Annotated in this window: 12 protein-coding genes; 3 read left to right on the top strand and 9 right to left on the bottom strand. The window is 73.0% G+C overall.

The features are described from left to right. Window positions 1-32: 32 nt before the first annotated feature. The 6 genes from ACFY1S_RS17210 to ACFY1S_RS17235 form a co-directional block, all read right to left on the bottom strand. Window positions 33-515: a phage tail protein gene (locus ACFY1S_RS17210; protein ID WP_139583370.1), complete on the bottom strand. Its 483-nt coding sequence runs from the start codon at window positions 513-515 to the stop codon at window positions 33-35. 1 nt (window position 516) lies between these two features. Continuing rightward, window positions 517-1749: a phage tail sheath family protein gene (locus ACFY1S_RS17215; protein ID WP_387118620.1), complete on the bottom strand. Its 1233-nt coding sequence runs from the start codon at window positions 1747-1749 to the stop codon at window positions 517-519. A gap of 23 nt (window positions 1750-1772) precedes the next feature. Beyond that, window positions 1773-2468, bottom strand: a complete 696-nt coding sequence (locus ACFY1S_RS17220; RefSeq protein WP_387118623.1) for a carboxypeptidase regulatory-like domain-containing protein — start codon at window positions 2466-2468, stop codon at window positions 1773-1775. Further along, complete coding sequence (locus ACFY1S_RS17225) at window positions 2465-3073, bottom strand: glycine zipper family protein (RefSeq protein ID WP_387118626.1); 609 nt, start codon at window positions 3071-3073, stop codon at window positions 2465-2467. The genes ACFY1S_RS17220 and ACFY1S_RS17225 overlap by 4 nt, the downstream gene beginning before the upstream one ends. A 12-nt stretch (window positions 3074-3085) precedes the next feature. Further along, window positions 3086-3421, bottom strand: a complete 336-nt coding sequence (locus ACFY1S_RS17230) for a hypothetical protein (RefSeq protein WP_387118629.1) — start codon at window positions 3419-3421, stop codon at window positions 3086-3088. 143 nt (window positions 3422-3564) lie between these two features. After that, a complete protein-coding gene (locus ACFY1S_RS17235; RefSeq protein WP_387118632.1) occupies window positions 3565-4338 on the bottom strand; it encodes an LppM family (lipo)protein in 774 nt (257 codons plus the stop codon). 274 nt (window positions 4339-4612) lie between these two features. Here ACFY1S_RS17235 and ACFY1S_RS17240 point away from each other — a divergent pair, with 274 nt between their 5' ends. Continuing rightward, window positions 4613-5737, top strand: a complete 1125-nt coding sequence (locus tag ACFY1S_RS17240) for an aromatic acid exporter family protein (RefSeq protein WP_387118635.1) — start codon at window positions 4613-4615, stop codon at window positions 5735-5737. Window positions 5738-5746: 9 nt separating this feature from the next. On the opposite strand, the gene ACFY1S_RS17245 is transcribed toward ACFY1S_RS17240, so the two are convergent. Next, on the bottom strand, window positions 5747-6736 hold the full coding sequence (locus ACFY1S_RS17245) for a LacI family DNA-binding transcriptional regulator (protein ID WP_364364523.1): 990 nt from the start codon (window positions 6734-6736) through the stop codon (window positions 5747-5749). Window positions 6737-6898: 162 nt separating this feature from the next. Here ACFY1S_RS17245 and ACFY1S_RS17250 point away from each other — a divergent pair, with 162 nt between their 5' ends. Then, window positions 6899-8164 carry an MFS transporter gene (locus ACFY1S_RS17250; RefSeq protein WP_387118639.1) on the top strand — a complete coding sequence of 422 codons (1266 nt, stop codon included), beginning with the start codon at window positions 6899-6901 and terminating at the stop codon, window positions 8162-8164. 73 nt (window positions 8165-8237) lie between these two features. Then, window positions 8238-9134: an aldo/keto reductase gene (locus tag ACFY1S_RS17255; protein WP_387118642.1), complete on the top strand. Its 897-nt coding sequence runs from the start codon at window positions 8238-8240 to the stop codon at window positions 9132-9134. An 11-nt stretch (window positions 9135-9145) separates the two neighbouring features. Here ACFY1S_RS17255 and ACFY1S_RS17260 read toward each other — a convergent pair whose 3' ends face one another. Together ACFY1S_RS17260 and helR are read right to left on the bottom strand one after the other, a co-directional pair. Then, the gene (locus tag ACFY1S_RS17260) at window positions 9146-9811 is read right to left on the bottom strand and encodes a hypothetical protein (protein ID WP_387118645.1); all 666 of its coding nucleotides are present in this window, start codon (window positions 9809-9811) and stop codon (window positions 9146-9148) included. 17 nt (window positions 9812-9828) lie between these two features. Beyond that, on the bottom strand, window positions 9829-11979 hold the full coding sequence (gene helR / locus ACFY1S_RS17265; protein ID WP_387118648.1) for an RNA polymerase recycling motor ATPase HelR: 2151 nt from the start codon (window positions 11977-11979) through the stop codon (window positions 9829-9831). Window positions 11980-12105 lie beyond the last annotated feature (126 nt).

Raw genomic sequence — 12105 nt, forward strand, 5'->3', positions numbered from 1 at the left:
CGGCCCCCGCGCGCAGCCGGTCGGCCAGCCAGCTACGCGGGTGTCGGCGCGGTGGCACCGCCGGTCTCCAGCTCCAGGCCCTCGTAGCGCAGGGTCAACGAGGCGATGGCGATCTCGTGGCTGAGGGTGTTGAGGTGCGCCCCGCGCCACCGGGTGGGCCAGGCGTCGATCAGGTTCCACCGCAGCACCTCGGCGGTGCCCACGGAGTCGAGCAGCACCACCGAGACGTTGCGGCGGTTGACAGTGCCCTGGGCGGTGGCGTTCACCCAGTCCCACAGTTCCCGGGACGTGGTGAGGCCGAAGTGCAGGGTCACCGGCTCGTACTCGGCCTGCCCCGGCACCATCCGCATCCGGCCGACGCCGTGCTCCCGGTACGGCTGCCCGGGGATGTTCACCTCCAGCCCGCTCATCTCAGTGAAGTGGCCGTTGGTGACGCCGTTGATGAGCAGCCGGAAGTTGTACGCCCGGTACGGGTCGACGGGTGCGCCGGGTTGCGGGGCGGCCGTGGTGGGCATGTCAGCCTCCGATCGTCTCGGTCTCGGTGCCGCCGGCCCACTGGCTCAGCTTGAACACCACGAATTCGGCGGGCTTGACGACGGCGATGCCGATGTGGGCGATCACGATGCCCGCGTCGCGGACGTCCGGCGGGTTGGTCTCCTCGTCGCACTTGACGAAGAACGCCTCCTCGGGGCTGCGTCCGAGCAGCGCGCCGTCGCGCCACACCCGGGTCAGGAACGCCCCGATGTCGCGGCGGATCGAGCGCCAGAGGGTGAAGTCGTTGGGTTCGAAGACCATCCACCTGGTGCCGTTGGCGATGGCCTGTTCGATGGCGATGCTGAGTCGCCTGACGTTGAGGTACCGCCACTCGCTGGCCTCGGCGGCGAGCGTACGGGCGCCCCAGACGCGGATGCCCTCGCCGGCGAAGTAGCGGATCACGTTGACGCCCTTGGGGTTGAGCACGTCGTGTTCGGGTCGGGTGACGAGGTACCCCAGGTCGACGGCGCCGCGCACGGGTTCGTTGGCTGGTGCCTTGTGCACGCCGCGCAGGGCGTCGGTGCGGGCCCAGATGCCGGCCAGGTGCCCGCTCGGCGGGGTGAGTTCCAGGTCGCCGCTGATCGGGTCACGGACCTGGAGCCACGGGTAGTAGAAGGCGCCGTACTCGGACTGCCGGGGCCGGTAGGCCGGCGGTCCCTCCCCACCGCCGCCCGGGCCGGCGGCGGCGCCCGTGCCCTCGGCGGGTTTCGGGGGCTTTCCGGAGGACGGCGTGGCGACGCGCGTCAACGCGGAGATGTCGTCGATGTCGGGGGCGGGGTCGCAGATCGCGACCATGGTGCGGGTGCGTTCGGCCATGCTCAGCAACGCCTCGTGGGCCACCACGTCGTGGAAGCCGGGCGCGGCGATGATGGAGATCTCGTCGATGGCCTCCAGCAGTTGCAGGCCGCCGCGTTGCTTGCCGGTGCCGCTGATCGCGCCGCCCTCGCCGACGTTGACCACCCAGCAGCGGGCGCCGCCGTTGTCGAGGAAGCCGAAGACCGCCCGGGCCAGCGGGGTGCTCTCCACTTGGTCCCCGTCGGCGAAGAGCCGGAGGAACTCGGTCCAGTTGTTGACCGGTACCGCCTTGCCCAGGTGGGCGCCGCGGTTCGGGGCCACGCCGACGAACGCGGCGATGCTTGTGCTCGCCGGTCCGATGGGTCGGGCGCCGCTGGGGACCTCCTCGACGTAGATGCCGGGGGAGAAGTAGCTGGGCATCGGTCCTCCTGTGCCGTTGGGCGTCAGTGGGTCGGCGGCGCGCAGACGATGACGATGTCGTCGTCGTCCGCGTCGACGTCGGCGGTGAGCACGAGGCCCCGTCCGGCCAGTCGCAGCCGTACCGGTGCGGGGTTGTCCGGGTCGTGCGGGACGCCGGCGATCAGGAACCGGCCGTCGGAGTCGGTGTGGGTGGCGGACGGGCTGCCGGGCAGTTCGACGCGCATCGCCGCCAGTGGTTGGTTCTCGGGGCCGACCACCCGGCCGGCGAGGGCGCGTACGTCGAGTTGGCGCAGCCGCAGGGGGTGCAGCACGGGTGGCGCGGCCGGGGTCGGATGGTCCACCTGCGCGGGTACGTCGATGAGCAGCGCCGGTCGGGGCGCCGCGCCGAACGCCGTCCACAGGGTGGCGTCGCCGGCCTCCAGCACCACCGGGTAGCTGCCGTCGCCTGTCGCGGCGGTGAGCACCCGGTCGAGGCGGTCCAGCCCGGCCGGCCCGGTGACGCAGAGCAGGTAGCGGATCGTGAACCGGTACGGCTCGCGGACCGCGCCGCTGGAGCGGGTCTGTCGGGCCGGGCGCAGTTCGAGGGGCCAGAGGGTGAGCCCGTCGGCGTCGCCGGTGCGGGGCGGGCCGATCGGGACGGGTTCCCCCGCCGCGCTGGTCAGCCAGGTGGCCAGCGCGGCGGTGGCCGTCTCGATCGGTCCGCGCCCGTCGGCGGTCATCGCGGCGGCGTCCCCTGGATCCGGTACGCGATTGCCTCGTTCCACACGTGCGGGTAGACGCCGATCTCGAAGTAGCGGGTGAACCTGTTGATCGGCGCGTTGGTGTGGTCGTGGTAGAGCAGCCAGATCGGGGCGATGGTGAACAGCACGTAGTTCGCCAGCACCAGCGGGATGTAGAGCGGTCCGAGCAGGCGCGCCTGGAAGATGTGCACGTCCTCGTGCCGCTGGATGCCGGAGTTGGAGCCGGCGCAGACGGTGCCGATGGTGGTGGCGTAGCGCGGTGAGACGCCCTCCACCACGCTGACCCGGCCGCTGCCCAGTGAGGTGGGCCGGTCCAGCGAATGCCCGAAGATCATGTGCATGGCCAGGTAGATGGCCCCGACCACCGTGTTCAGCAGGCTCCAGGTGTGGTCGACGACGAAGAGGAAGATGCCGCGCGCGTCCGGGGCGTACACCCCGGCGGAGGCCACCGCCCAGCCGAAGACCGCGCCGACCAGCAGGCCCACGACGGCGCCGATGAGCAGGCCGACCGAACCGCCGGCCAGGAGGCCCACGACGGCGCTCACTCCGACCAGGACCGCCGCACTGAGAATTCCGAAGAGCATGACGACACCCCCTCAGACCCAGGAGCGGAAGACTCGGGGCTCGCGACCGCTCGCCACCTGGGTCGGCGTCGCCTGCCGGTTGCCGGGCGGGAACTGGTTGACGCCGAGCGCGGCGGAGAAGATGACGAGCGCGTTGAAGAACGCGATGATCCACTTCTCGCCACCGACGTCGTCGGCGAACGCCGCCGTCACGTAGGACAGCAGCAGTGCGATGGCGATGGCGATCCACTTGCGGAGCTTGTCGCCGCTGGGCCCGATCAGCCCGCCGATGACGTTGGTGGCCAGCAGGGTTGCGGCGCTCGCGCCGGCGAGGCTGCCCAGGGCGGCCCAGGTGAAGAGATCGTTCACGGCGATCCCCCTTTTCTGCGATGGTGCGACCGGGATGTGGTGGTGGTGAGGTCCGGCGCCCCGTGGGAGCGCCGGGGCCGGTCGCCGTCGTCGCGGGGCGGCCGGGGCCGGGCGTGGTCGGCCGGAGCCGGCCACCGGATGGATCAGCCGGGCCCCGCCGCGCCCGGGGGCGGAGCCGGCGAGGTCGGACCGGGCGCCGCCGGCGCCGTCGGGCGGCGGCGACGCAGAAGGAGTACGACCACCGCGGCGAGCAGCACCACGACCAGGACGCCGCCGACGACAAGCAGCCACGGGAACCCGCCGTCGTCGCCGGCGGCGGCCGGCGAGGTCGACGGTCGGGGTGGCGCCTCGGCGACCGCGCGCAGTTCGGCGGGCTTGTCCTGGTTGGAATCCACCTTCCAGCTGACCGACCGGCCGTTGACAGTGCCATTGCTGTCGATCACCCGGCCGGGAAATGTCACCGAGATCTCGAACGACATCAACTTGAGGAACGCCTGCTGGTTCTGTGGATTCTGCTCGGCGACCTTTCCGCCGTATTTCTTCGGATCCAGTGGCAGCGAGAAACGGTAGAGATCGCCGTCGCGGGCCAGTTTCACGCTCTCCGTGTCGAAACCGGCGAGCGGCGCCTTGCGGTAAACGAGCTGGGTGCCGAAGAGTTTGTCGTCCTCGTACCCGACCTCTTCTCCCGCCGGCAGCGCGGGAATGTTCTGCCGCAGCTCGGCGAAGGCGGCCGGGATGTTCTTGTTCCGCGAGCTCAGCAGGGACTTCTGGGCCGTCAGCAGCAATTGCCCGTCGACCGTGTCGTCGGCGTTGACGGTGAGCCCCATGTTGAGTTGCATGCAGCCGCTGAGCGCGGCGAGAAGAAGGAGGCACACCGCGACGCGGAGTGCCCTACCGCGGTTGACTCTCCCGTTCATGGGATCAGTGTGTGTGATCGCTTTCACCATCAGCAGTCAGCGATCAGTCACAAGGCAGTCGCCGATTGTACCGGCGAACTGTCGTCTTCGCCCGGGCCGTCGACACGCACACCGAACTACTCTGGAGTTTTGGGTCGAGATCGGCTTTCTCAGCCCGCCGAAGCGGCCCGGTGGGCAGGCCCGTCGCGCCGTGAGAGACGATCACCTCGGGTGCGGTGCGCCGACCGGCGGGGGGCCGGTCCGGCCGGCTGCGGCGCGCGGGGGAGGTGGGTGGATGCTGCGGCTCAGTGGCCTGCGGGTGGCCGGCGGGAGGCTGCGGCACGGCTGGCGGCCGGTGCTGGAGGCCACCGTCGCCGCGACCGTGGCCTGGCTGCTCGCCACCCGGCTGCTCGGGCACCCGCAGCCGTTCTTCGCGCCGGCCGCCGCGCTCATCGTCCTCGGGCAGGCCCGGGGTCAGCGCATCCGTCGGGCCGTCGAGGTCGTCCTCGGGGTGGCCGCCGGGGTGCTGGTCGCGGACCTGGTGGTGCAGGCGCTGGGGCCGGGCAGCACCTGGACCGTCTTCACAGTCATCCTGCTCACCGTCCTGCTCGCGGTCGCCTTCGGCGCCACCGGTGTGACGCTGGTGCAGGCCGCCGTGTCCGCGCTGTACCTGGTGGTGGTCGCGCCGCCGGACGGGTCGCTTGTGCCGTTCCGTTTCGTCGACGCCCTGATCGGCGGCGTGGTCGCCCTCGCCGCCAGCCTGCTTGTCGACGCCCGGCGCCCGCTGGCCCCGCTTGTCGCCGAGGTGCGCCGGACGTTCGACGAGTTGGCCGGTCTGCTGGGCGGGATCGCCGACGCCCTGGACCACCGTGACGAGTCGGCCGCGATGGCCGCGCTGGCGCAGGCCCGGGGGATGGACGTCCGGGTCGACGGACTCCGCGAGGGTGTGCTCGCCGCCGGTGAGGCGCTGCGGCTCAACGTCCGCAGGCGTCGGCACATCGGACGACTACGGTCGGTGGACGAGTCCATCCGGCAGATCGACTACGCGGTCCGCAACGTCCGGGTGCTGGCCCGGGCCGGGGTGACGCTCAGCCGGCTGCACACACAGGTGTCGCCGGAGCTGGGCGTGGCGCTGCGCTCGCTCGCCGAGGCGGTCCGCGAGGCCGGTGTCGCCCTCGCCGCCGACCTGGACGGCCGGGACGAGGTGGCCGACCGGCACGCCAGCCGGGCCGACGAGGCGGCGCTCGCCGCCGTGCACACGGCCGGACAGCTCTTCGGCCCGACGCAGGCGCTCCCTCTCGCCATGATCATCGGCCAGGTCCGGGCCACGGCCATCGACCTGCTCCGTGGGGTCAACCCGGACGACGACGTCGCCGTCCTGACCCGCGTGGACGAAGCCCTCGGCCTGCCCACCCTCTGAGCGTCGGCGTCAGGCGCTGGCCCGGGCCACCAGGGCGGACGGGAAGAGCGTCACCGGCGCGGCCGGACGCCCGTCCAGCAGGGCGGTGGCCGCGGCGGTCGCGATCCGTCCCACCGGATGGCTGGCCGTGGTCAACGACGGGGCGGTCATCGCCGCGAGCGGGATGTCGTCGAAGCCTGCCACCGCGACGTCGCCGGGCACGCGTACGCCCTCGTCGCGCAGCGTCGCGATCACGCCGAGAGCGGTCTCGTCGTTGATCGCGTAGATGGCGTCGACGTCCGGCCAGCGGCGTAGTACGCCCCGGGCCGCCGCGCGCCCGCTCGCCGCCGAGAAGTCCCCGGGCAGCACCCGCTCCGGCAGACCCGCCTGGCGCATCAGCTTCCGGTACGCCTCGACCGGGCGCTGCGAGCACGGCAGCCACTGCGGGCCGGTGACCATGGCGATCCGGCGGCGACCCGTGTCGTACAGGTGGCGCAGCACCTCGCCCGCCCCGGCGGCGTTGTCGACGTCGAACGACGGCACTGTCGGCGAGCCGACGCCGATGGAGACCACCCGACCACGCAGCGACCGGGGTACGGCGTCCAGCAACTCCTCGGTGGTGTTGACCAGCACCACGCCGCACACGCTGCGGTCCCGGGCGAGCTGGTCCAGGCCGGTCGGATCGTCGAGCGGCAGCCAGTGCAACGCCACCCCGACACCGGCGGGCGTGCACACCCGGGCCGCCGAGCCGACCACCCGGTGCACGTACGGGTCGTCCAGCACGTCGGCGCTGCTCCCGGTGACCGCCACCACCAGGCGTACGCCGGCGCCGCGGACCAGCGCGCGGGCCGCCGGGTTGGGCACGTAGCCGAGCCGGTGGACCGCCGTCGCGACCCGTTCGCGGGCGTCCGGTGAGGCGAACCCGGTGCCGGCGATCACCCGCGACGCGGTGGATCGGGACACCCCGGCGAGCCGCGCCACGTCGTCCAGGGTCGCCGCCCGGTGTGCCGCTGTCGTCATGCGTCGCCTCCCCGTTGCGGTCCGTCCGGGCGGACGAACGCCTGTTCGCATCATCCCCCGGTCGGACCGTAGCCGGTAAGGGGCGGTGGCCGCTTGTGGTGGTAGCGCTCTCAGGTGTGGGATCGTGCCAGGAGATCACCGTCGAGGAAGAGGACAAGCCGAGTGAGCGCCCCCACCAGCCGCCCCGTCACCCTGGACGTCGCCCCGGCGCCGTCGCGGGCGGTGCGGCTCGCCCGCAATGGCGTGGCCGTAACCTTCGCCCTCAATGGCTTCGCCGTCGGCAGCTGGTTCTCCCGGGTGCCGGCGGTCCGTGAGGCGTTGGACCTCTCGGCCGGCCGGCTCGGGTTGCTCCTGCTGGCGATGAGCGTCGGCGCGCTTCTCGCCATGCCCACCTCCGGCCTGCTCGCCCAGCGTCTCGGGGCGGCCCGCACCGTGACGTTGGCCACCGTGCTGGTCGCGATCGGCCTGACCGTGGCGGGCCTGGGCGCGACACTGACCGGGTCGTTCGTCGTCGTGGCGATCGGCCTGGTGGCCCTCGGCTACGGGTCCGGCGCCTGCGACGTGGCCATGAACATCGAGGCCGCGGCGGTGGAACGGCGGCTGGGACGGACCATCATGCCCCGCTTCCACGCGGGCTGGAGCCTCGGCTCGGTGGCCGGCGCGGGCCTCGGCGCCGCGGCGGCCCGGCTGGACGTGGCGGTCGGCGCGCACCTCTGCGCGGTGGCGCTCGTGGTGGTGACCGGCACCGCGCTCGCCGCGCGGACGTACCTGCCGGCGTCGGCCCACGACCCGGACGGGGACCCGGCGGACGCGACCCCGGCCGGCCGTCGCCGCGCTCAGCTCGCCGCCTGGCGGGAGCCGCGCACCCTGTTGATCGGGTTGTTCGTGCTGGTGGCGGCGTTCACCGAGGGGGCCGCCAACGACTGGCTGGCTGTCGCGTTCGTGGACGGTCGGGACCTGAGCGAGGCGGCCGGCGCGGCGGTCTTCGCCGTCTTCGTGGTCGGCATGACCCTCGGGCGTACGGCGGGCACCGTCGCGCTGGACCGGTGGGGTCGGGTGCCGGTGCTCAGCGGCACCATCGGGCTCGCCGTGCTCGGCGCTGCCCTGGCGGTGCTGGCGGGCTCGGGGCCGCTGGCGATCGTCGGCGTCGCTTTGTGGGGTCTCGGGGCGTCGCTGGGCTTCCCGGTGGGGATGAGCGCCGCCGCCGACGAGGAGGCGCACGCGCCGGTGCGGGTCAGCGTCGTCGCGGTGATCGGCTACACCGCGTTCCTGGCGGGGCCGCCCCTGCTGGGGCTGCTCGGCGACCACGTCGGCATCCTGCGCGCCCTGCTGGTGGTGCCGCTGCTGCTGGTGCCGACCCTGCTGCTGGTGCCGGTGCTGCGCCCGCCGCACGCCGGCGACCCGGCTCCGTCAGCCCACCAAAACTAACCCAGACCGCCGGCGAGCGGTATCGGGTGCGCGGCCGACTGCGCCGCGCGCCCCGCCTCGCTACGGTCGCCCGATGCCAACCGACGAGATCACCGCCGCCGCGGCGGGCACCTGGACCCTCGGCGACCGCACGGTGCACCGGATGGGCTTCGGCTCCATGCGGATCACCGCGAACCCCGACCGCGACCGGGCCGTGGCGCTGCTGCGCCGCGCCGTGGAACTGGGCGTCAACCACATCGACACCGCCGCCTTCTACGTTTCGCCGGGTGGAACCCTGCGCGTCGGAACCGGCCCGGTCCGGTACGCCACCGAGCTGATCCGCGCGGCGCTCGCCCCGTACCCGCGGGATCTGGTGATCGTCACCAAGGTCGGTTTCGGGTACGACCCGCAGGCCGGTTTCACCGAGGCGTTCACCCCCGCGCAGTTGCGCGCGCAGGTGGAGGAGAACCTGCGTCGGCTCGGCCTCGACCAGCTGGACGTGGTGAACCTGCGCCTCGGCCGGGGGCCGGGCCCGGTGCCGCTGGTCGACCGGTTCGGCGCCCTCGCCGAGCTGCGTGCCGCCGGGCTGATCCGCCACCTCGGGCTCTCCAACGTCCGACCCGAACAGCTGGACGAGGTGGCGGGCATCGCGCCTGTCGTGTGCGTGCAGAACAACTACGGGGTCGACGCGTACCGGGAGCAGGACCCGTTCGTCCGCACCTGCGGCGAGCGGGGCATCGCCTACGTGCCGTTCTTCGCGGTCGCCGGCACCGGTCGGGAGAAGGGCGCGAGCGCCGACCAGGGCGAGGCCGTCGAGGCGGTCGCGCGGGCCCACGGCGTCACCCCCCATCAGGTACGCCTGGCCTGGACCCTGCACCAGGGCCCCCACGTGCTGGCCATCCCCGGCACCGGAGACGTCGCGCATCTCACGCAGAACATCGCCGCGGCGTCCCTGCGCCTGACCCCCGAGGACCTGACCCGTCTGGGCTGACCCCGGCCGGGTCAGGGGTGCAGCCAGACCCGCAGAGGGCCCAGCGGGGCGAAGCCGGCCTCGATCGCGAGGGCCAGGTCCGTGCCGGATTCGTAGCCGACAAGGGCGACGCCGGGCAGCGTGGCGAGCACTCCCCGCCAGACGTCGGCGGGATCTCCGGTGCGGGTGAACACGTTGGAGACCCCGACGACACCCTCGCCGCTGACCACCGCACCACAGGTGACGGCGTCCCGCTCGTCGTAGCGGGCCAGCACCCGTACCCGGGGGTTGGCCAGCAGTCGCGGGCGGAACAGCTGCCCACCGCCGTGCGCCGCCGCCCAGGCGGCCAGCCGTTGCGCCGTGTCCACAGGCGCGAGTGGCGTGCCGGCTGGTCGGTCGGTGGGTGGGCGGTGGATCCACTGGGCGTCGAAGAGCACCTCGAAGCCGTGGCCGGAGAGATCGAGGTCGGCGAAGCTGTCCTTCACCGACGCGCCGGGACCTCCCTCGATCCGGTCCAGCAGGGCATCGGGGTCGACGCCGGGGCGCAGGGTGACCGCGTCCGGATACCACTGTGGGGAGCGGCGGGGGACCGACCAGGCGTCGGCGTCGATCCGGCCGGCCGACCCGTGGCTGGCGCAGAGGGCGGCGCACCAGTCGGCGTTGTCGCGGGCCGCCGCCTCCCGCACGTCCCGGGGCACGCCCCGCAGCCTAGGACTCACGGCGTGAGGACCACCAGTTGCTGGGTCGCACGGGTCATCGCGACGTAACGATCGACCGCCCCCTCGATCCCGTCGCCCAACGAGTCCGGGTCGACGAGGACGACCAGGTCGAACTCCAGGCCCTTGGCCAGCTCCGGGGTCAACGACCGCACGCGTGCCGTCCCGGTGAACGTGGGGTCGCCCACGACGCAGGCGATCCCGTCGGCGTGTGCGGCGAGCCAGTCGTCGAGGACCGCGTCCCGGTCGGCCACCGACCGGTGTACGACGGGAAGACCGCTGCTGCGGACGGAGGTGGGGACGTTGGCGTCCGGCAGCACGGTCCGGATGACCGGCTCCGCCTCCCGCATGACCTCCCGCGGCGTGCGGTAGTTGATGCTCAGCGACGCCAGCGTCACCCGGTCGAGCCCGATCCGTTCCAGCCGTTCCTGCCACGACTCGGTGAATCCGTGCCGGGCCTGGGCGCGGTCGCCGACGATGGTGAAGCTCCGCGACGGGCAGCGCGACAGCAGCATCTGCCACTCGGCGTCGGTCAGCTCCTGGGCCTCGTCCACGACGACGTGCGCGAACGGGCCGGCCAGCAGGTCCGGATCCACGCTGGGCAGCGCGGACTCGTCGACAAGGGCGTCCTGAAGGTCCAGTTGGCGCAGGCTGGCCAGGACGCCCTCACCGTCGTCGTAGGTGTGGGCCTCGATGAGCTCGTCGACGACCGAGGCCATGCGCGCGCGTTCGGCGGCGACCATCGCCTCGTGGCGACGGTCGCGCCGCGACGCCTCCGGGTCCCCGAGCCGCTGTCGTGCCGCGTCCAGCAGCGGCAGGTCGGCCAGGGTCCAGGCCCGGGCATCGGCACGCCGGAGCCGGCCGACGTCGTCGGGGCTGAGCCAGGGGGCACACCTGCGCAGGTACGCGGGCACCGACCACAGGTCGGCGACGATATCGGTCGCGTCGAGCAGCGGCCAGGCGCGGTTCACTGTCGTCCGCAGTTCGCTGTTGGAGAGCAGCGACGCGCGGACCACGTCGTCCGGCTCGTCCCCGTCGTACCTCTCCAGCAGGATCGTGAGCAGTTCCTCCCAGATCTCGTCACGCGCCTCGTTGTGCGGGGTGCCCGGTCCGGGCGCCCGGAACGCCTCGGCCCAGTCGTCCGCGTCCAGCCGGATGTCGGCGTCGCCGGCGGTGACCGTCAGCGGCTGGTCCGGCGGCTCCTCGTAGAACCGAACGGCCTCCTCGATCGCCGTCACCAGGCGGGCGGAGGACTTCAGCCGGGCCACCTCCGGCTCCGCCTCGGCCACCGCAATGGCGCCCTCCGGGACGAGGTCCCGCAGGGTGCAGGTCTGCACGTCCTCCTCGCCGAGGCTGGGCAGGACGTCGGAGACGTACGCCAGGTAGGGCTGGTGCGGCCCGACGAACAGGACGCCGCCGCGCCGTTGGCCCAGGCGGGGGTCGGAGTAGAGCAGGTAGGCGGTCCGGTGCAGGGCGACGACGGTCTTGCCGGTACCCGGACCGCCGTCGACGACGAGGGCGCCCCGCGAGCCCGCCCGGATGATGGCGTCCTGGTCGGCCTGGATGGTGCCGAGCACGTCGCGCATCCGGGCCGACCTGTTGCCGCCGAGGGTGGCGATGAAGGCCGACTGGTCGTCGAGGGCGGCGTGCCCCTCCAACCCTTCCGGGGTGAACACCTCGTCCCAGTAGTCGCTGATCCGGCCGCGCGTCCAGCGGTAGCGGCGACGGCTCGCCAGACCCATCGGGTTCGCGTGGGTCGCGCCGAAGAACGGCTCGGCCGCCGGGGAACGCCAGTCCAGCAGCAGCCGACGCCCCGCGCCGTCGGTGAGGCCGAACCGTCCGACGTACACCGGCTCGGGGTCGTCGGCGTGGACGATCCGTCCCAGGCAGAGGTCCAGGCCGAAGCGGCGCAGTGCCCGCAGGCGGGCGGTCAGTCGCCGGATCTCCTCGTCCCGGGCCACCGCCTGCCGTCCCTTGCCGGCGGGTGTCCGACGCTCGATGTCGAGGCGGTCGGACAGCTCGGCGATCGACCTGTCGAGGCTCTCCGCGATGGCCGCGAAGTGCTGCTCGTCGCGGGCGATCAGCGCCGGGTCCGCCTTGGGGGAGAGGTGGTCGGGAAGGTCGAACACGCTGGCGATCTGGTGGCTCACGCCGTCTCCCGTTTCCGCAGGTCATGGGTCCGAGGCGCAATTCGGCGGTACGTACCCGGCCTTGCGGCAAGTCCCCCTATGCGGTATATGTTGGCAATGGAGGGGAGTGGGGTGGTCGCTCTCCTG

The sequence above is a fragment of the Micromonospora sp. NPDC000663 genome (assembly GCF_042898105.1).
In the GTDB taxonomy this organism is placed as follows: Bacteria; Actinomycetota; Actinomycetes; order Mycobacteriales; family Micromonosporaceae; genus Micromonospora.